19 protein-coding genes are annotated in these 20,327 nt (G+C 55.6%); 12 read left to right on the top strand and 7 right to left on the bottom strand.

The window, feature by feature from the left end:
• Positions 1-160 precede the first annotated feature (160 nt).
• Positions 161-1,327, bottom strand: coding sequence for an agmatine deiminase (gene aguA / locus D9A02_RS11150; RefSeq protein WP_216824958.1), 1,167 nt, complete (start codon positions 1,325-1,327; stop codon positions 161-163).
• A 206-nt stretch (positions 1,328-1,533) separates the two neighbouring features.
• On the opposite strand from aguA, the gene D9A02_RS11145 reads away from it, so the two are divergent.
• The 8 genes from D9A02_RS11145 (at position 1,534) to D9A02_RS11110 (ending at position 9,610) form a co-directional block, all read left to right on the top strand.
• On the top strand, positions 1,534-2,265 hold the full coding sequence (locus D9A02_RS11145) for a response regulator (RefSeq protein WP_120501038.1): 732 nt from the start codon (positions 1,534-1,536) through the stop codon (positions 2,263-2,265).
• On the top strand, positions 2,262-3,683 hold the full coding sequence (locus tag D9A02_RS11140; protein WP_162933042.1) for an ATP-binding protein: 1,422 nt from the start codon (positions 2,262-2,264) through the stop codon (positions 3,681-3,683). The genes D9A02_RS11145 and D9A02_RS11140 overlap by 4 nt, the downstream gene beginning before the upstream one ends.
• Positions 3,684-3,959: 276 nt before the next feature.
• Positions 3,960-4,610 carry an SDR family oxidoreductase gene (locus D9A02_RS11135; protein WP_120501036.1) on the top strand — a complete coding sequence of 217 codons (651 nt, stop codon included), beginning with the start codon at positions 3,960-3,962 and terminating at the stop codon, positions 4,608-4,610.
• Positions 4,611-4,680: 70 nt separating this feature from the next.
• Positions 4,681-5,208: a hypothetical protein gene (locus D9A02_RS11130; RefSeq protein ID WP_162933041.1), complete on the top strand. Its 528-nt coding sequence runs from the start codon at positions 4,681-4,683 to the stop codon at positions 5,206-5,208.
• A 294-nt stretch (positions 5,209-5,502) separates the two neighbouring features.
• Positions 5,503-6,288 carry a 5'/3'-nucleotidase SurE gene (gene surE / locus D9A02_RS11125; protein ID WP_120501034.1) on the top strand — a complete coding sequence of 262 codons (786 nt, stop codon included), beginning with the start codon at positions 5,503-5,505 and terminating at the stop codon, positions 6,286-6,288.
• A complete protein-coding gene (locus D9A02_RS11120; protein WP_120501033.1) occupies positions 6,285-6,941 on the top strand; it encodes a protein-L-isoaspartate(D-aspartate) O-methyltransferase in 657 nt (218 codons plus the stop codon). The genes surE and D9A02_RS11120 overlap by 4 nt, the downstream gene beginning before the upstream one ends.
• 60 nt (positions 6,942-7,001) lie before the next feature.
• Positions 7,002-8,183, top strand: coding sequence for a M23 family metallopeptidase (locus D9A02_RS11115; protein WP_120501032.1), 1,182 nt, complete (start codon positions 7,002-7,004; stop codon positions 8,181-8,183).
• Positions 8,184-8,308: 125 nt separating this feature from the next.
• A complete protein-coding gene (locus D9A02_RS11110) occupies positions 8,309-9,610 on the top strand; it encodes an acetyl-CoA carboxylase biotin carboxylase subunit family protein (RefSeq protein ID WP_120501031.1) in 1,302 nt (433 codons plus the stop codon).
• 84 nt (positions 9,611-9,694) lie between these two features.
• Here D9A02_RS11110 and D9A02_RS11105 read toward each other — a convergent pair whose 3' ends face one another.
• The 4 genes from D9A02_RS11105 to D9A02_RS11090 are packed head-to-tail and all read right to left on the bottom strand — an operon-like array spanning position 9,695 to position 12,303.
• Complete coding sequence (locus D9A02_RS11105; RefSeq protein WP_120501030.1) at positions 9,695-10,531, bottom strand: ATP-binding protein; 837 nt, start codon at positions 10,529-10,531, stop codon at positions 9,695-9,697.
• On the bottom strand, positions 10,528-11,445 hold the full coding sequence (gene tatC, locus D9A02_RS11100; RefSeq protein ID WP_120501029.1) for a twin-arginine translocase subunit TatC: 918 nt from the start codon (positions 11,443-11,445) through the stop codon (positions 10,528-10,530). The genes D9A02_RS11105 and tatC overlap by 4 nt, the downstream gene beginning before the upstream one ends.
• A complete protein-coding gene (gene tatB, locus D9A02_RS11095; RefSeq protein WP_120501028.1) occupies positions 11,442-12,071 on the bottom strand; it encodes a Sec-independent protein translocase protein TatB in 630 nt (209 codons plus the stop codon). Before tatB ends, tatC begins: the two co-directional genes overlap by 4 nt.
• Before the next feature lie 7 nt (positions 12,072-12,078).
• Positions 12,079-12,303: a twin-arginine translocase TatA/TatE family subunit gene (locus tag D9A02_RS11090; protein ID WP_120501027.1), complete on the bottom strand. Its 225-nt coding sequence runs from the start codon at positions 12,301-12,303 to the stop codon at positions 12,079-12,081.
• 469 nt (positions 12,304-12,772) lie between these two features.
• On the opposite strand from D9A02_RS11090, the gene D9A02_RS11085 reads away from it, so the two are divergent.
• The gene (locus D9A02_RS11085) at positions 12,773-15,181 is read left to right on the top strand and encodes an FAD-dependent oxidoreductase (RefSeq protein ID WP_120501026.1); all 2,409 of its coding nucleotides are present in this window, start codon (positions 12,773-12,775) and stop codon (positions 15,179-15,181) included.
• 373 nt (positions 15,182-15,554) lie between these two features.
• A complete protein-coding gene (locus D9A02_RS19235; RefSeq protein WP_162933040.1) occupies positions 15,555-16,154 on the top strand; it encodes a hypothetical protein in 600 nt (199 codons plus the stop codon).
• A gap of 221 nt (positions 16,155-16,375) precedes the next feature.
• On the opposite strand, the gene D9A02_RS11075 is transcribed toward D9A02_RS19235, so the two are convergent.
• Positions 16,376-16,789, bottom strand: a complete 414-nt coding sequence (locus tag D9A02_RS11075) for a cell division protein ZapA (protein ID WP_120501024.1) — start codon at positions 16,787-16,789, stop codon at positions 16,376-16,378.
• Positions 16,789-17,343: a hypothetical protein gene (locus D9A02_RS11070; protein WP_120501023.1), complete on the bottom strand. Its 555-nt coding sequence runs from the start codon at positions 17,341-17,343 to the stop codon at positions 16,789-16,791. Before D9A02_RS11070 ends, D9A02_RS11075 begins: the two co-directional genes overlap by 1 nt.
• A 200-nt stretch (positions 17,344-17,543) precedes the next feature.
• On the opposite strand from D9A02_RS11070, the gene tkt reads away from it, so the two are divergent.
• On the top strand, positions 17,544-19,565 hold the full coding sequence (gene tkt / locus D9A02_RS11065; RefSeq protein ID WP_120502492.1) for a transketolase: 2,022 nt from the start codon (positions 17,544-17,546) through the stop codon (positions 19,563-19,565).
• A 181-nt stretch (positions 19,566-19,746) separates the two neighbouring features.
• On the top strand, positions 19,747-20,100 hold the full coding sequence (locus D9A02_RS11060; protein WP_162933039.1) for a hypothetical protein: 354 nt from the start codon (positions 19,747-19,749) through the stop codon (positions 20,098-20,100).
• The last annotated feature ends 227 nt before the right edge of the window (positions 20,101-20,327 follow it).

Here is a 20,327-nt window from a genome sequence, read left to right as displayed (position 1 = left end):
ATCCAAACCCATCTTCGCGGCGCCTTAGATACGGTTGCAGTCTCGTTTGTCTCTGTATTTATCATGTCGACGCCCATCCAAAGTATGTTGCTGTTCTATTAGTGAGAGCCCGCGATAACTATGCGGGCTCTCTTGCCAGCGTTCCGTGAGTGGTCAGCGGTTAACCCGCGATTGCTGGCAAATTTTGACTGATGCAGTGGAAGTTTCCACCATGCAGCAGAATCTCTCGTCCGGGCACACCGATGATTTCGCGGTTCGGGAAGGCACGCACGAAGGTCCGTTCGGCCTCTTGATCCATGTCCGGGTCAAGCTTTGGATACACCACACGATTGTTCGTGAGGATGTAGTTCACATAAGAGGCGGGCATGCGGTCTTCGATTTCCCCTATGCGGGCATAGGGCATCGAATTGAGCTCTTCGTCCGTTACATAGAGTGGCCCTGGCTGATGCAGCTTGTGCACTTTGAACTTGTTGCCCTGTGCATCGGTGCTGGATTGCAGCACCTGCAACGCTTCGGCTGAGCGCTCATATTGCGGATCGTTTTGATCGTCGGTCCAGGTCAGGATGACCTCAGAGGGTCCGGCAAAGCACGCCATATTGTCAACGTGACCGCTGGTGCTGTCTTCAAACACACCGCGCGGCAGCCAGACAACTTTCTGGGCCCCAAGGTAGGCCTTGAGATGGTTTTCGATCTCTGCCTTGCTCAGGTCCGGATTGCGGTTGGGGTTCAACAAGCATTCCTCAGTGGTCAAAATGGTGCCACGTCCGTCTGAGTGGATGGATCCACCTTCTATAACAAGAGGAGCACGATACCGATCTGCCCCTTCATGTTTCAGCATGCGGCGGGCCATCTTGCTGGTGTCCCAGTAATCGTCAGGGTATCCCCAACTATTAAACTTCCAATCAACCCCTCGACGCTCTCCCGCATCGTTAAGCAAGAAGGTTGCTCCATCGTCTCGGACCCAATTGGTTCCGCCGTGCATTTCCACGAGATCAACCGTATCGGGCACCATTTTACGTACCCGTGCAGCTTCTCGTCGCGAGACCACAAGGCGCACTTTAATGTCATCTGAAATGGCCGTTGCCATTTCAGCAATCACCGGCTCAGCCAACTTGCCTTCGTTGCGCCATTCCTCGGCTTCCGGCCAAACCAGCCAGATCGCCTCGTGATTTTCAAACTCACCCGGCATCCGAAATCCGTCTGCTGTTGGGGTAGACTTCAATAAGGATGAGGTCATCGCGGATTTCGCGAACCCCATGCTGGGAAGCCCAGCCATGCCAAGCGCCACTGCCGTATTTCCAAGCAAGGCTCTACGATTGATCATCATCTTACGTCTCCACGCATTTTCATGTTCTGTTGACGTCGACATGCCAATTGTTTGTCGCAAAACTATCCCCAAGATGACCCTGATTTGTCGCAATCTGTCGCAACATCAAAGACCTGCGACAGATTGCGACAAACTCTTTAAGACATTTGGAAGACCCCGCCGCGTTTTCCGGTTATGTATGTTGAAACTTGCAATCGAGACTACCGATGCCCCAAGACACAAACGCTACTGATCCGCATATCCTTGTGGTTGATGATCGACGAGATATTCGCGACCCTTTGCGCAAATACCTTATTAAACAAGGCTTACGAGTGAGCGTTGCAGCCAGCGCGGCAGAGGCGCGCAAAATGCTACCCGACGCTGCGGTCGATCTTATTGTCCTCGACATCATGATGCCCGGCGAAGACGGGTTGTCCCTGTGCCGCGATATTCGCTCAAAGTCGGAGATTCCAATCATCCTTTTGACCGCGCTTTCAGATGAAACTGACCGTATTGTTGGGCTTGAATTGGGAGCAGACGACTATCTGACAAAGCCGTTTAACCCACGGGAATTGCTGGCCCGGATCCGTGCCGTGTTGCGCCGCAGCCAATCTAGCCCACCAGAGATCAAGGGCAACGGCAATATCTGGCAGGTTGGGCCGTGGCAATTTGATATCTCCGTTCCATGCCTACGCCTCGCTGAAGCAGCTGACATTCCTCTAAGTACTGGCGAGGCGGCACTGTTGGAGGCGATGGTTTCACGTGCGGGCCGCGTTCTATCGCGCGCGCAATTGTTGGACCTGACCCAAGGACGCGATCCAAACCCGTTTGACCGCGCCATTGATAACCACATAAGCCGTTTGCGTAAGAAAATGGATCTTGGACCTGATGCGGATCCGATTATCCAGACCGTATGGGGCGGTGGGTACAAGATCGTAACAGAAGCTCGCAAGTTATGAGAGGTCTTTGGCCAGATCGTCTTGCCTGGCGAATAATCCTGCCGGTGGTTGCTGTCGTGGTCGCAGCGCAATTTGCGTTGAGTTGGTTAATTTTTGCGGCCTTTGAAAAGGATTTCTGGGACAAGGATCAAGCCAGATATGCCGCACAACAACAGGCTCGCGTGCAGCGGTTAATCGAAACATTGCGCGATGCGCCCGAAACACAAACCATATCAATATTGAGTATTGCCAATGGGCAGGATTTTCACGCTTGGTTGGCGCAGGATACAAGTTCTCTAGCTGAGTATGAAGGCTTTCCAGTAACACAAGGCGCAACTGCCCTTATGCAAGTGCTTACCCCAATTAATGGGGTAGAGGACATCACTGTAACAGGTTTTGTCCCGTATGATCTGGGTGACTATGAAGCCATCCTTTCTGCGCCTGACAGGGTGGTATACGGTTTTGGTGTGGCCGAGGAAAATCTATTGGTTGAAGCTCAAATCCGTCCCGGAGCCTGGCTGCGCATTCTGACGCCGACCGCTGAATTTGATACTGAGATCACACCTTGGAGCGTCGGTCCGGATCCCCTGTTTGTGAGTCTTATTGCGCTCAGTATTGTGCCATTGTTGATCCTGATTATTCGGCAATTGGTTGGACCAATTCGCAATTTGGCGCAATTTGCTGAACGCATCGGACACGGTAACTGGAAGTTCGAAGAAATACCCGAAACCGGCCCGCTGGAGACCCGTCAGGCCGCGCGGGCACTAAATGTCATGGCGCGCCGCATTCGCGACTTTGTTGAAGATCGCACCCGGATGTTAGCCGCGATTTCACATGATATTGCCAGCCCACTGACCGGCATGCGCCTGCAAGCAGAAATGGTGGAAGATCCAGACATTCGCGAGTCGCTGATTCAGGGTATCGTAGAGATTAGCACTATGAGCCAATCTACATTGGCATTTGCCCGGTTGGATGCAACAAAAGAGCAGCCGCAGACGTTGTACTTTTCCGAATTTGTGGCTGATCTGATCAAGGACTACGACGCGTCAAAGGTCAGTTTCATTTCAACTGCGTTCACCGAAGGCGCAATGGCGGATATTCGTCAGGTTCAGATGCGTCGTGCACTAAGGAACATCGTCGAAAATGCCCTCAAATACGGTGAAACGGCCGAGATATTGCTAGATGCTTCCGAGCGCGAATTCCGCTTGACCGTAACAGACACTGGTCCCGGTCTGCCGGATACTCTTCTCGAACAGGTTTTTGAGCCGTTCTTTCGGGGCGACACATCCCGAAACCCAGAAACCGGCGGTACGGGCTTGGGTCTCTCGATTGCGCGCAACCTTGTTCGCCTCCATGGCGGAGACGTTGTTCTCCGCAACCACACCGAAGGAGGGCTGATCGCTCAGGTTATATTGCCGCGAAGCGGCACCTTCAAATGAATTAGTGCAAAGCGCAGCATTTCACCGGTGTTATGTAATCACCTCAATCCGAGTATGCCGAATGCCTATGTCTCGACCACATCAGAAAACCGCCGTTGAACTCATCGCAGCGAAGTTCAGTTGCGTCTGCTTAGCGTGCGTCAACGCGGTAACTTTCCGTCATCATTCACCCCGATTAGCCTTGCTTTCCGCTTAAAGAGATATTTTTTGTCGCAGGCCTGCAAAAGCCCAGCAATACCTCTTGATTTATGGCCGCAGGAATGAAATCCCCCGTTTATGACTGATCAGAGCACATCAAAAATCGCCCTCGTCACTGGGGCATCCCGTGGTTTGGGCGCCGCATTGGCCGAAGATCTGGCCAAGACGCATCACGTTGTTGCCGTGGCCCGTACCACTGGCGCGCTGGAAGAGCTGGACGACCGCATTCAGGCTTCTGGTGGTCAGGCAACCCTTGCACCGATGGACATCAACCAACCCGACGCCATGGCGCAGCTGTGCCGCTCAATCTATGACCGTTGGGGCAGCATTGATCTCTGGGCCCACTGTGCCGTGCATGCGCCACCAATGTCCCCGGCCCCGCATATGGACATGAAAGACTGGGACAAGACCCTGACCAGCAATGTCACCGCAGCCGGCCGTCTGATCACCTTTATCGCGCCTTTGTTGGGCGATCAGGGTCAGGCAGTATTTTTTGATGATCCCTGCACAGGTGACAAATTCTTTGGCGCATACGGTGCCAGCAAAGCCGCGCAAATCGCTCTGGCGCGCAGTTGGCAGGCAGAGAATGCCAAATCTGGCCCCAAGGTGCATATTCTCACCCCAAATCCGATGCCCACAGCGGTGCGCGCACGCTTTTTCCCTGGTGAAAACCGTGATACGCTGACATCCGCGCAATCCGAGGCCAAACGCCTGTTGGCACAGATCTGACCTGAGGTTCCACTTGCATCACGAACACGTTACCCCATCTAATGCAGGTAACAATCGCAGGATGCCAAATATGTCAGTTTCAAAAAGCCTCGCCGCCGCCCTCTTGCTTGGGCTGACTACGCCTGCCGTCGCCGAGGACCTACATCTCGTGTTGGAACTAAAGTCCCATGTCGATGACGAGGTTGTCCAAGTCGTCGCGCTCTACGTCAGTGAAATTGACCCCAACAAGCGTTCTGCCGATGATGAATACAGATTAGAGATTGACGGCAAAGCGGTCGATCTACCGCAAAACCTTCTGGCTGGGATCAATCATCAGCGCCGCAGCTACAGTTATGATGGCCAAAGCGGCGGCATTGAAACGGTGGACCCCGCAGCCGTCTGCATGCTTGGCGGCCCTGCTGCTGGCGAAACACTTGAGGCGCTGTATCTGACATATGAAAACCACAAGATCACCGGCAGCGAAATGCGCCCGGTGCTAAGCGAGGCGACAAACTGCCTCTTCACCCCACACATCAACCCCAGCAAACTGCATGCGCATCTGGCTGCGGTCAAAGCCCTGGGGCAGCTGCAAACCGTCCGTACTCTGACTGTGCAATAGCACATACCTCTCTTTATGCTCTTGCTGTAAAGGCCAAGTGAATCCATGGGTAATGGTCTGGATTGGCCTCTTTTTACCTGATGTGTACTGTTTGAAACTTCGTTGTCTCAGTGCTAACAAATTCAAAATCATCGGCATGGCTTGAGCAATGCATCAATCAATGATGAACGCCCTTGATCGGGATAAGATGGCCAAATTCTCACACCCGTTAAAGAACTTTGATCTGCGAACCAACAGACTTGCCCGTTCCGCCCTGCACAGCTAGTAAAGCCCAAGTATTTTAGGGACAAAGCTGTGCGTATCCTCATCACCAATGACGACGGGATCAATGCCCCCGGTCTGGCTGTTCTCGAAGAGATCGCCACTGCCATCGCCGGGGACACGGGCGAGGTTTGGGTTGTTGCACCCGCGTTCGAGCAATCGGGCGTTGGCCACTGCATTTCCTTCACCCAACCGATGATGATCTCGCAGGTATCCGAGCGCCGCTACGCCGTACAAGGCAGCCCCGCAGACTGCGTTCTGGCCGCCTGTCATGACATCATGAAAGACGCGCGCCCTGATCTGGTTCTGTCCGGTGTGAACCGCGGCAATAACTCAGCTGAGAACGCGGTTTACTCTGGCACCATCGGTGCCGCGATGGAGGCCGCACTTCAAGGTGTCGATGCCATCGCGCTCAGCCAATATTACGGCCCCGCCACGCAAGGCCTTGCGGATCAGTTTGAAACCGCCCGTGCATATGGACTGAAAACCGTGCGCCAATTGCTGGATCACGGCGTCTGGACCAAAGATGATTACGGCATTTTTTACAACGTGAACTTCCCACCCGTCGCGGCCAAGGATGTCCAAGGAATCCGCGTCGCCCATCAGGGCTTTCGCCGCGATATGGGCTTTGGTGTGCAGGCGCAAAACTCCCCTTCCGGACGCAAGTTTCTGTGGGTCACAGGCGCACCGCAACAACAACCCACCTCTGAAGGGTCCGATGCAGACGTCAATCTCAAGGGCTACATTTCCGTGACACCGATGCGCGCCGACCTGACAGCCCATGACATTCTATCCCCTCTCAAGGCGATCGAAACATGAGCGCTATGAATGAGGTTGCCGAACGCAAGATGCAGTTCCTGTTTGCCCTGCGGTCCAAAGGGGTAACCGACAAGCGTGTCCTCAACGCAATGGAGCACGTTGACCGTGGACCATTCATTCGCGGCCATTTTTCCGACCGAGCCTATGAAGACACGCCACTGCCCATTGCCTGTGGCCAGACCATCAGCCAGCCATCAGTGGTAGGCCTGATGACGCAAGCGCTGAAAATCAGCCCACGCGACACGGTACTAGAGGTTGGCACCGGTTCGGGTTACCAAGCCGCGATCCTCAGCCAACTGGCCCGCCGGGTCTACACGGTTGATCGGTTCAAACGTCTGGCCACTGAAGCGGCGGCAATCTTTCGCCAACTGGACCTGACCAATATCACCACATTGACCGCCGATGGCAGCTTTGGCTTACCTGACCAAGCACCATTTGACCGCATCCTTGTAACCGCCGCTGCCGAAGATCCGCCAGGGCCGCTCTTGGCGCAGCTCAAAATCGGGGGTATTATGGTTTTACCGGTCGGTCAGTCCGACACCGTTCAAAGCCTGATCAGGGTCACCCGATCCGAAACCGGCTATGATTATGACGAGCTACGCCCGGTCCGTTTTGTGCCCTTGGTCGAGGGTCTGGGACGCGATACAGAATAAAGAAAATAACGATCTGCAAAGCCCCATCCATAAGGGGCAACTGACGAGGATTTAATCGAGATGACCCACCGCAGAGTTTCCCCCCGCATAATGCTGGCTGGCTCCGCCCTTTTGGCGCTGACCGCCTGCGAAGAGCCGCTTGATTGGGACCTTCGCAATCAGGTTGGTAATGGTGCCGCCACATCGAATGCAGCCCTTGGCGCAACAGCAGATCGCCCGCAACCGGACGCGCGTGGGATCATCTCTTACCCCGGATATCAGGTCGCTGTTGCCCGACGCGGCGACACTGTGAATAGCCTTGCCGCGCGAATTGGCGCCAATGCCAGTCAACTGGCCAGTTTCAATGGCGTCAAACCCGAAGACAACCTGCGTGACGGCGAAGTTCTTGCCCTGCCCGGCCGTGTTGCGGAACCTTCTGGTGGCCCCATCCAGCCGAATGGCAACGTTGACATCAGCACATTGGCAGGATCAGCCATCGACAAGGCCGATTCACAAACGGTTAAAACCAGCACACTGTCGCCAAGCCCCATACAGCAAACTGGTGTTGAACCGATCCGCCACAAGGTCGAGCGCGGCGAAACCGCCTTTACCATCGCGCGACTCTATAATGTCTCAGTCCGCAGCCTGTCGGAATGGAACGGATTGGATAGCAACTTCACCGTACGCGAAGGCCAGTTCCTGATGATCCCTGTCGCCCTGCCGGGAAAAAAGAACGAACCCTTTGATGCTGGTGCGGCCACGGTCACAACATCGACACCCGGCTCAGGTAGCCCGACCCCAACACCACCAAGTGCGTCAAAGCCTTTGCCGGATGAGAAAACCGTCCCCGTGTCCGAACCCGTTAAGACCACCACCATTGCGCCGGATCTGGGCGCAGAACAATCAAAATCCACGGCCCGTATGGGATACCCAGTGCAGGGCAATATCGTTCGTGATTATGAAAAGGGTAAAAACGAAGGCATCGATATCGCTGCCAAGGCCGGAAGCGCCGTCAAAAGCGCCGCAGATGGCGTGGTCGCAGCCGTCACGCAAGACACCCGCGGTACCTCGATCATCGTGATCAAACACCCCGGTAACTTGCTGACTGTTTATTCCAACATCGATGCCGTTGCGGTGAAAAAAGGTGGGGCAGTCAACCGCGGCCAGAAAATTGCACAGATCAGCAAACAAGGCGCGGAGGCTCTGCACTTTGAAATCCGTAAAGGCACCGACAGCACCGACCCAATTCCCTATCTGAAATAAGACTATGGCAAGGGGGCCGCAAACGCCCCCTTTCCGCTTATCGCATTCGCTGGCTTTATGGTCGTATCCGTCACGCGCTGATTGCCCTTTGTATTGCACACACGTAGCAACTCAGAGGACACATCATGACCACAAGCAAACCAGTCATCGGGTTTCTCAACCCCCAAGCCTATATGCAAGATGCAATTGCGGATATGCGTAACCGCTTGGACGTGCGTATCCTGACGCCTGAAACGTGGGATGCCGCTGAAATTGATGACGTCGTCACTCACTGTCAAGCCGAAGGCATTCAGGCCGTGGCAGGGTTTGCCCAAAAAGACGCCTTTCATCATATCTTGATCAACGAACGCCTTGGCAATCCAACAATTTCCCGTCTGGCGTTTTTGTATTGCATGAACAAATATCTGATGCGCACGCTCGAGGCCGACCCATTCTGGTTTGCCCCAATAGATCCGCTGTCTGAAAGCGATGACGATATCATCGCAAAGATCGCTGAATGGCCGTTCATGCTGAAAAACACCTCACTGTCGTTGGGACGTGGGATCTTCAAGGTCAAAACCCCCGATGATCTACGCGCCGTTCTGGCTGATTATCGTGCTGATACCGCCTTGCAAGACCTGATCGCCTTTCAGAACGAGACATTCTCAAAGGGCATCCCAGCCGAACAAATACCCCCCGTCGTGCCGCCGTTTATCGCCGAACATCTGGTCGATATGAATACGGCGATTGAATACTGCTACGAGGGCTATATCACCGCCACCGGCGAAGTCGTGCACTATGCCCTGACCGAAGAGGTGTATTTTTCCAACCATCAGGCATTGGGGTATCTGACCCCGCCCCTGTCATTGTCGGCCGAGCAAACCAGCCAGATCGAGGCTTGGGTCAACGACTACATGGGTCGGATGTCCGATCTGGGCTATCACAATCAGTTCTTCAATCTTGAGTTCTGGATCATGCCCGACGGCACCATCGCCCTGACCGAGATCAACCCCCGCGCCGCGCATAGCTATCACTATAACTATGTCTATTCGTTTGGGTCGTCCCTGTTCGAAGACAACCTCAGCCTTGTGGCAGATGGCGGCAAACTACCCGATACCCCCTGGCGCAAATGGCGCGCAGGCGAAGATCACAACTATACACTGATCGTTCTGATCACCGCCAAACAGACTGGGCAAGTCAGTGATATTCTGAACTATGCTTACGTCGATCATTTGGAACAAAACGAGGGCATCCTGATCCGCCACACCAAGCAACGTAATGACACGTTGACCGCCGGTGACATGACCGCCGCCGGTGCGATGTTGCAGCAGATCTGGATCACCGGGCGCACAGCACAGGAACTGATCGCGAAAGAACGTGAGATTCGTGCAAAGATCTATTTACAGGCGCAAGAAGGCTCTGACTATCCAGACTATTGGGTGGCGTAGGGTTTTGGGGCATTGCCCCTTTGACCTGTGGCCAATTCCCCCAAAGTATTTAGGGAATGATGAAGAGCCGTATTGCGTGTCGGGTTAAACCGTCACGCCCTGACGTCCAGCCAGATCGGTGAAATACTGCCACGCCACCCGGCCTGAGCGCGCGCCACGTGTGGCCTGCCATTCGATCGCCTCAGCACGCAAGGTTTCATCGTCAATAGCAACACCATGCGCATCACAATAGCCCCTGATCATCGCCAGATATTCATCCTGATCACAGGGGTGAAAGCCCAGCCACAGGCCAAAGCGATCCGACAATGACACCTTTTCCTCAACCGCCTCAGACGGGTTGATCGCACTTGAGCGCTCATTCTCGATCATATCACGCGGCATCAGGTGACGGCGATTAGAGGTCGCATAGAACACCACATTTTCTGGCCGGCCCTCAATGCCGCCGTCCAGCACCGCCTTAAGTGATTTGTAATGCTGGTCATCATGGCTAAAGCTCAGGTCGTCACAAAACAGCACAAACCGCTCTTCCGCTCCGCGCAGGTGGTTCAACAAACGCCCGACACTGCTCATATCTTCGCGCTGCAGTTCAACCAGTTTCAGCGGCAGGTTTTCGGCCCGCACCGCAGCGTGCACCGCTTTGACCAGCGATGATTTACCCATCCCCCGCGCGCCCCACAAAAGCGCGTTGTTGGCGGGCAAGCCACGGGCAAACTGGCGGGTGTTCTCCAGCAATGTATCTCGTGATCGGTTGATGCCAACCAAAAGCGCCATATCCACCCTGCTGACCTGCGCCACAGGCTCCAGCCGGTCCGGTTCCACATGCCAAACAAAGGCATCAGCTGCGGCAAAGTCCGGGGCGGACAACGCCGCCGGGCTCATCCGTTCCAGCGCCGCTGCAATCCGCTTCAGCGGGTCGCTCATGGTTTGGGGTCCTCGGGTAGATCCATCACATCCCCCTGATCGTCTTCGTCCTCGGCTTCAGCTTCAGCGTCGTCGTCCTCGTCATCATCGAACCACAGGCCCTCGGCACGCAGTTTTTTCTCACGTTCGCGCTCAACCCGTTGAACAAGGAAAATCGAAATCTCATAAAGACCGTAAACCACAACGAACAAGATCACCTGCGTGATCACATCGGGCGGTGTCACCAAAGCGGCCAGCACAAGAATGCCCACCACCGCGTATTTACGCACGCTGCGCAGGCCCGGTGCAGTCACCAGTCCCGCCTTACCCATCAGGGTCAGCAGCACCGGCAATTGGAAACAAAGGCCAAAGGCCACGATGAACTTGATCGTCAGGTTCAGATATTCCTGCGCGGAGCCTTGGAATACAACAGACAGCCCCTGGGTCACTTCTTCGCCAACAACAGCTTCACCCTCTTGGCCAAACTGTTGGAACCCAAGGAAGAAGTCATAAGCCAATGGTGTCACAACATAAAATGCAAATGACGCCCCCAGAATAAACATAAATGGCGACGCAACGAGAAACGGCAAAAACGCGCCTTTTTCATTTTTGTACAAGCCCGGCGCCACAAAACGCCACATCTGGTTGGCAATATATGGAAACGCCAGAATAAAGCCGCCCAATAGCGAGACTTTAATCGCAACAAAGAAGCCTTCCTGCGGGCTGATAAAGATCAGATCACAGTCTTGCCCGCGTTCGGCCAGAACCGAACACAAGGGCGCGGTCAAAAAATTAAAGATCGGCGTTGCAACAGTAAAACAAATCACCATCCCGATAATAAACGCCACAACGCTGTGGATCAGGCGGTTACGCAGTTCGGTCAGATGCTCAATCAGCGGCGCGCTGGAGTCTTCAATCTCGTCGCTGTGGCTCATGCCTTATCCTCGGCAGGTTTTGTGGTCTTTTTTGCGGCGGGCTTCTTGGCCGCTGATTTGGCAACCGTCTTGGCTGCACTGGTTTTTGCCGCAGGCTTCTTTGTTGCGGTTTTTGCAGCTGCGGGCTTCTTCGCAGCCGCCTTGGGCTTTGCAGTCGTCGATTTGCTTGCCGTTTTTGCAGCAGCCTTCTTAGGCGCTGCCTTTTTCACAGGCTTATCTTCAGCCGCTTTTGCAGCTTCTGCCGCCTTACGCTCGGTCGCTTTTTCGGCAGCTTTGGCTTTGATCTTGTCGGCTTTTCCCTGGCGTTCAGGATCAACCTTACCTGCGTCATCCTTGGGCTTGCCGCTGTTCATGGTCTGCTGCACAAAGCCTTCAGTCGATGATTTGACCTCATCCGCAACGGTACGGATTGGGTTTGATGCCGTCTTCAGCATCTTGCCCACTTCATTCATCCCACTGTCATCAGCTGCATCATTCATCGCACGGCTAAACTCGCGCGCCATGCCCTTGGCCTTGCCCACGAAATTACCAACCGTGCGGAACATGCCCGGCAGATCCTTGGGGCCAACGACGATCAATGCAACCACGCCGATGACCAGCAGCTCCATAAAGCCCAGATCAAACATCTAAGGTTTAGACCTTGTCTTTTTCGTCAGCCGGGGTCACGTCTTTCGCGGTTTCTGCGGCCTCTTCTGTAGCTTCATCTAGCTCTTTGGTGCCTTCAGCCACGCCCTTTTTAAACGAGGTGATGCCCTTACCCACTTCGCCCATCAAAGACGAGATCTTGCCGCGCCCGAAAAGCACCAGCACCACAACCGCGATCAGCAGAATGCCTGGAAGGCCAATATTGTTCAGCATGTTCTTTTTTCTCCCTAGTTTCGGGGTTGCTTTGGTCCCCCCGAAAAAACTTTCCCCTTTATGTAAGACGATCATCAACGGGTGAAAAGGCCAAACCACCTCAAGAGCTGCATTTTGCCCGCAATCCCCCGTTGGTTGGGTGCCAACCCATCAATTTTCCGGCGCACCTGACCAAGCCGCGCATCGGAGGGGGCTGATTTTGAAAATTGCTACTTAATCACATAAATCAGTAAAACCTCACCGTATCGCACCTCTCTCCCCAATCGTCTCGGCCTATCAGTTGTTACTTGCAAAATTTCCTCTCTCGAAAGGAGCAACCCTATAGAGACTGTTTTCAGGCCGCTTCAACAAATCACCATCCAAACACATCCCACAATATGTATAGTCAAAACGACACAGATTGTCGCTGATCGACAAGCGCGGTGCATCAGATCCCGCAGGTTAAACGGACATATTGCAGGAGGCTTTTATGAAAACCACTACGCGTGTGGCCGTCATTGGCGGCGGGGTCGTTGGATGCTCAGTTCTTTATCACCTGACCAAATTAGGCTGGTCTGATGTCATGCTAATTGAACGGTCCGAGCTCACATCAGGCTCGACTTGGCACGCAGCAGGTGGTTTCCATACGTTGAACGGCGATACAAATATGGCCGCCCTGCAGGGCTATACCATCAAGCTCTATAAAGAGCTGGAAGAGATCACTGGCATGTCTTGTGGCCTCCACCACGTCGGCGGCGTCACATTGGCCGACAACCAAGACCGCTTTGATATGATCCTCGCTGAACGCGCCAAGCACCGCTACATGGGTCTGGATACCCACATCGTTGGCCCAGAAGAAATCAACAAAATCGCCCCAATCACCAACACCGATGGCATCTTGGGCGCGCTTTATGATCCGTTGGACGGCCACCTTGACCCTTCGGGCACCACCCACGCCTATGCGCGCGCTGCAAAAATGGGCGGGGCCGAGATTGAAACCCACTGCAAGGTCACGGAAACCAACCAGCGCCCAGATGGCACATGGGATGTGGTTACCAACAAGGGCACCATCCACGCCGAACATGTCGTCAACGCTGGTGGCCTTTGGGCGCGTGAGGTCGGCGCCATGGCTGGCGTCTACTTGCCCCTGCACCCGATGGAGCACCAGTATATCGTCACTGATGAGATCGCCGAGATCTATGAGCGCGCTGAAGAACACCCCCACGTGATGGATCCGGCAGGCGAATCTTACCTGCGCCAAGAGGGCCGCGGTCTGTGCATCGGCTTTTATGAGCAACCCTGTAAACCTTGGGCCGTCGACGGCACCCCATGGGATTTCGGGCACGAACTGCTGCCTGATGATCTGGATAAGATCGAGGACTCCATCGCCTTCGCCTATAAACGCTTCCCGGTTCTGGAAACCGCAGGCGTCAAATCCGTGATCCACGGCCCCTTCACCTTTGCCTCTGATGGCAACCCACTGGTCGGGCCCATTCCGGGCCTGCGCAACTATTGGTCGGCCTGTGGCGTCATGGCCGGGTTCAGTCAGGGCGGCGGCGTCGGCCTCATGCTGGCCCAATGGATGATCGAAGGCGAATGCGAACGCGATGTCACGGCGATGGACGTTGCCCGCTTTGGCGATTGGATCACGCCGGGCTACACCCGCCCAAAGGTCACGGAAAACTATCAAAAGCGCTTTTCCGTCTCTTACCCAAACGAGGAACTTCCTGCCGCCCGCCCGTTCCGCACCACCCCGATGTACGACACCTTCGACAAAATGGGCGCCGTCTGGGGCGCGCAATACGGGCTTGAGGTGGTCAATTACTTCGCGACAGGTGACGAGCCGCGCTATGAAACTCCATCTTTCCGCCGCTCCGACGCGTGGGAGGCCACAGCGCGCGAGGTCAAAGCCGTGCGCGAGGCCGTCGGCATTAACGAGGTTCACAACTTCGGCAAATACCGCATCACCGGCGCGGATGCCCGCGACTGGCTTGATCACATCATGGCGGGCCGCATCCCAAAACCGGGTCGCGTGTCACTGACCCCGATGCTCAGCCCCAAGGGCCGCTTGATTGGTGATTTCACCGTGTCAGGCCTGAATGAACAAACCTTCCAGCTTACCGCCTCTTATGGCGCGCAGGCCAACCACATGCGCTGGTTCCTGCAAAACCAATCGGGCGACGTGCGCATCGACAATATCTCGGATCAGCTCAACGGTTTCCAAATCGCCGGGCCAAAGGCGCGTGATGTTCTGCAAGCCTGTACCCGCGACAATATCAGCGACATGAAATTCATGGACCTGCGCCGCGCCACCGTCGGTATGGCCGATTGCCTGATCCAACGCGTCAGCTACACCGGTGATCTGGGGTACGAGATCTACTGCGACCCACTGTCCCAACGCGCCCTGTGGGATGCGCTGTGGTCAGAGGGGCAAAACCACGGCATGAAACCCTTTGGCATGCGCGCGATGATGTCCCTGCGGCTTGATCGCTTCTTTGGCTCGTGGCTGTCAGAATTCTCGCCCGACTACACCCCAGTTGAAACCGGCATGGACCGCTTCATCAGCTGGGGCAAAAACGCCGATTTCATCGGTCGTGCCGCCGCCGAGGCGGAACACGCCTCAGGATCCGCCCGCAAGCTGGTCGCATTCGAGGTCGATGCGCTGGATACTGACGTCAACGCCTATGAGCCCGTGTGGATCAACGGCGCGGTCAAAGGCTTCTGCACCTCTGGTGGCTATTCACACCATGCGGAAAAATCCATCGCACTGGCCCTGATCCCCACGGAATTGGCAGTTGAGGGCCTTGAGGTCGAAATCGAAATCCTCGGCCAAATGCGCCCTGCTCGTCTGATCACCGAACACCTGTTTGATCCGGATTTCAGCCGCATGCGGGGGTAAGCCAAACTCTTGGTCAAAAAAAGGCGACACTCACCTGCCGCCTATTTCACAGGCATACATCGCCAAAGCCCCGCCCGGCATCACCGGGCAGCGCCCGACCTCCCCGTCGCACCAAAGGTGCGTCACTATAGTTAGCACGCCTCTGGTGTGGCAGGGCGCTTTTGCAGCGTTACAAGATAGAGCAGCGTCACAAACTGGGCGCAAACTTCGCATACAATACATCGCCTAGACGCCCTTCAGATCGGACGCGGCACGGATATTGCAAACCACTATCACGACTGACTTACTTCAACTGCGCAAACAATATCTTTGCATCCACAAATGATTGCAATAAAGGTGATAATACCAGCTATAATTGCGTCTGGACTTATTAATGATAATGCCAACAAATGTTTCAACACTAGAACGCGGTCAATTCGGGCCAGCTTGGTTTCGAATATTCATTGGCCTCTATGCTATTCTTTGCGGCTTGCCCTCGTTACTTTATCTTATTTTTGATGTTCAAGACCTCGTATCTCCAAGCTGGGTGATGAAGGCATCATCGATAGACGCGTACTTAAGTACCATCCTGATCTGCGCCATCGGCGCTGCATCGTTAAGAAGCTGGAGAAAACAATACCTTTCTCATGAGAAATCTTTGGTGGTGCTTTCCGGGGCATCTTTCGCTTTTATGATATATGTGTTTGGAATTTTCTCTGACAAAGGCCCAGTGAAATACGGCATGCCGATTATTGCGGCAACGTTTTTCGGTCAGGAAATTGAGGTGCCCTTTACTGTTGAAAGAGCCTATTTTCATTCCTTTGGTGAATGCAAAAACCCGATTGTGGTAAATCGGATGGCTTCTTCATTTGAACGTGTTTGCAATTCCTCTGAAGAGTTCGTGGCTAGCCTTAAGCCGGATGATGCCATCGTTGTCTCCGGCAAAGGAACGCAGTTAGGTCTTTTCCCAGATTCAGCTCGTAGATCCGACTGAAAATCGAAGCTCGCGCAACCGGGCACTCCCTGCGCGAAACAGCGGGCGTAGCCCGCCGCGCATCGGCGACGCGCCCCAACGCCGCGGCGATTGGGTGAGGATGTATCACAACGTTAAGAATAGACGGATTTGGCAAGAGATATGGGGCAATCCCCAATGTTTGGATCGCCCCCCGCGCACGCCGCTGCGCGGCTCATAGATATCCCAGCGTTTGTGGGGTCCTACCCCTCCGACGCCACCCGCGCTTCAACAGCTTCAGCCAGCGCTTCGCTTTGCGCGGCCAATTCGGCCATTGTTTCAGCTAAACCTTCGGGCATCACCGGCACTTCGACTTCAACCTCGATCCGCTCCGCCTCAGCCGTAGGGGCCGCACGCAGTTGGTTCAGCTCAGCTTGCAACTCTGCCGCCCGGTCCTCGGCCTCGCGCAGTTTGTCCTGAAACCCGGCTGTTTTATCGGCCAACATCAGCCCCGCCATCAGTAGCATCCGCGATTCCGGGATGCGCCCGATCTGTGCGGCCAGCACTGCCGCCTCATCATCCAGCATCTTAGCCGCAGATCGCAGGTAATGCTCTTCGCCTTCCTGACAGGCCACTTCAAAGCTACGGCCACCGATTTCAATATTAATCTCTGGCATTACATGGCCTCCGATGTTTCAGCATCTGCAGACGCCCCGGTTTGATAATCTAGCACGTTTTTCAACTCGCCTAAGATCGCCCCTGCTTCGGCTTCTTCAGCCGCGCGATCGGCGCGCAGGGCATCCAGCTCCGCCATCAGGCCCTTGTTGATCAAATGCGGCTCACCCACGCCAGCGGCATTGGCATCACGCAGCGCCTGATTGTTGGTGCGCAGTTGCCGGTTCGCCTCGCGCAGCGACTGCAATTCGCCATCGAACCGCGACACGGCGGTCATTTGATGTTGGTAACTGGTTTGCGCCTCTGCCCGTGCAACGTCAGTGCGGGCCTCGGCCTCGGCCTTGGCCGTTTCTAGGTGCTCGACCTGCTTTGTCAGCGCTATGTTCTCAGAGGCCAGCCGTTCAAGATCAGCCTGTAGTCGTTCCAATTCCTCATGGTCCACGGAAGAATGGTCCACGGCAGGTGCTGCAACGGTCGTTGGCAATGCCTCGACCCCCTGCGTGATCCGCTCTAACGCGGCGGAAATCCTGTGTTTCAACGCATCAATTTCACTCATAATCCTCAGCCCCTCACGTTCTTGTCCCGGCAGCGGCGAATCGTCTGCCCGCCGGATTATGCCCAACTCTACCCAAAGACCGCGAAAAATGCGCCCCCCGATGTCCCGTTACGTCCCAAGCGGCACTCCTGCGCTTGATCTTTGCCGCTGGGCTGATATGCAGCGCCTTATCAGTTTCCACTGCCAAAGGACGCACCCCCGTGGATATCGCCGCACTTCGCACCGCCAACCCCGATCACTGGACCAAAGCCGCCGCCATTCGTGCCCTGACACTGGATGCGGTCCATGCCGCAAACTCCGGTCACTCCGGCATGCCCATGGGCATGGCCGACGTTGCGACCGTCTTGTTTGAAAAACACCTCAAGTTTGATGCCTCTGCACCAAACTGGCCCGACCGCGACCGGTTCATCCTGTCAGCGGGTCACGGCTCCATGCTACTCTATTCCCTACTGCACCTGACCGGCTATGAGGACATGACCCTTGAGCAGGTCAAAAACTTCCGCCAATGGGGCGCCATCACCGCAGGTCACCCAGAATATGGCCACGCAACAGGCATTGAGACCACCACCGGCCCATTGGGTCAGGGGATTTCAAACGCCGTTGGTTTCGCCATGGCCGAAGAAATCCTGCGTGCGCGTTACAGCCGCAAACTGCAAGATCACTACACATACGTGATCGCCGGCGACGGCTGCCTGATGGAAGGCGTCAGCCAAGAGGCCATCACCCTCGCTGGCCGCCACGCTTTGGGTAAATTGGTCGTGTTCTGGGATAACAACAACATCACCATTGATGGCACTGTTGATCTGGCTGACCGCACCGATCAGGTCAAACGCTTCAAAGCGTCCGGCTGGCACGTTCAGGAAATCGACGGCCACGACCCCGAAGCCATCGACGCCGCCATCACGGCCGCCAAAAAGGCGAACAAACCATCCATGATCGCCTGCAAAACCCACATCGCTTTGGGTCACGCCGCTCAGGATACCTCCAAAGGTCACGGCGCACTGACTGATGATGCCCAGCTTAAAGCCGCAAAAGCCGCATACGGCTGGACCGGCGGACCGTTTGAGGTGCCCGCAGATGTGAAATCCGCATGGGAAGCCATCGGCAGCCGCGGCGCGACAGAGCGTCAGGCATGGGAAACCCGCCTGTCAGAGAAATCTGAGCGTCGTCAGGCTGAATTCACCCGCATCTTTGCAGGCGATGTCCCTGCCCGCCTTGCCCCGCAGATCCGCGCGTTCAAACGCCGCATCGCCGATGAAGCCCCCAAGGTTGCCACGCGTAAGTCCAGTGAAATGGCGCTGGATGTGATCAACCCGATCTTGTCCGAAACCGTTGGCGGCTCGGCTGATCTCTCGGGCTCGAATAATACCAAATCCGGCGACATGACCGTGTTTGACACCGACAACCGCAAAGGCCGCTATGTCCACTGGGGCATTCGTGAACACGGCATGGCCGCGGCAATGAATGGCATGGCGCTGCACGGCGGCATCCGCCCTTACGGCGGCACGTTCATGTGCTTTACCGACTACGCCCGCCCCTCCATGCGTCTGGCGGCCCTGATGCGGGTGCCAACCGTGTTTGTCATGACACATGACAGCATCGGCCTCGGCGAAGATGGCCCAACCCACCAGCCGGTCGAACATCTGGCAATCTCGCGCGCCACGCCAAACACATGGGTCTTCCGCCCCTGTGACACCGTGGAAACAGCCGAGGCATGGGAACTGGCCTTCACCACCAAAGAAACCCCATCAGTTCTCTCGCTGACCCGTCAAGGCCTGCCCACCCTGCGCACCGACTACAAGGCGCGCAACCTGACAGAGCAAGGCGCTTATGTGCTGGCGGATTCCGAGGGCAAACGTCAGGCTATCCTGATCGCCACCGGGTCCGAGGTTGAGATTGCGATGAAAGCCCGCGACCTGCTGCAAGCCGAAGGCATCGGCACACGGGTTGTCTCTATGCCATGTATGGAGCTGTTCGCCGCACAGGACGAATCTTACCGCCGCAAAGTTCTGCCCGCCGGCCCGGTCCGTGTCGGGATTGAGGCTGCCATGCGCGACGGCGGCTGGGATCGTTGGCTCTTGGGTGAACGCGGCCGCGAAGCCAAAGCTGCCTTTATCGGCATGTCGGGCTTCGGCGCCTCCGCCCCCGCGGGCGAGCTGTACCAACAGTTCGGCATCACGGCCGAGGCCACAGTGACAAAAGTCAAAGAAATGCTCAGCTAAGTCATTTTGACCAGCTGAATTCTACATCAGGGCGGCCTTAGGGTCGCCCTGTCCTTTTGGGCCGCATACCTCTCGTTTTGTTGAGCGGTCGTGACCATTCCTCTCTCTCGCAGCTCTGGCAATTGCCCCCAATCCCAATACGGTCGCGCCAGATTTACCTATATGAGAGAAAGACCAGATGATGCGCACCCAACTCCTGACAGCAGGCCTTGTCCTGATGACCTCCGCCACCTCTCTTCTGGCTGGTGATTTCGCTTCCAAGGCTGATATCACCGCCGCGATGAGCGATCACACCTATCTGGGCGGTATGCTGACCGGCACCTTCTCAGAATACTATGCGGCTGACGGCAGTATCAAAGGCGACGGCTACGGCGGCAAATGGAAAGCCACCGATCACGGCATGTGCTTTCAATACGGCACTGATCCCGAAAACTGCTGGGATCTGAAAATCAGCGGCAACGCTGTGACCCTCTATAAAGACGGCGCTGTCGATGGCTCTGGCGTCGTGGTCAGCGGCAATCCGAATAATTACTGAGCGACTAGCCGGGTAGAAATAAAACGTTGCTCTGCCCGGCACCGCCCGGCCTCGCCTCAAATACGCCAACGCTGATGCCGCAATCCAGCCAACGCCACCGTATCCCTACGCCCAAGCAACCGAAAGGCTCTGGATATACAGCAACGGCCGACCCAACATCGGCATTGGCGGCATAACACCCGCCGTGAAACTAAAAATAGCCGCGTGAATTCTACGGCTGAGCCCCA

This window comes from Roseovarius sp. EL26, from assembly GCF_900327775.1.
GTDB lineage: Bacteria > Pseudomonadota > Alphaproteobacteria > Rhodobacterales > Rhodobacteraceae > Roseovarius.
Note: the sequence above shows the minus strand (reverse complement) of the source record. Positions and strands in the feature narration are given on the sequence as shown.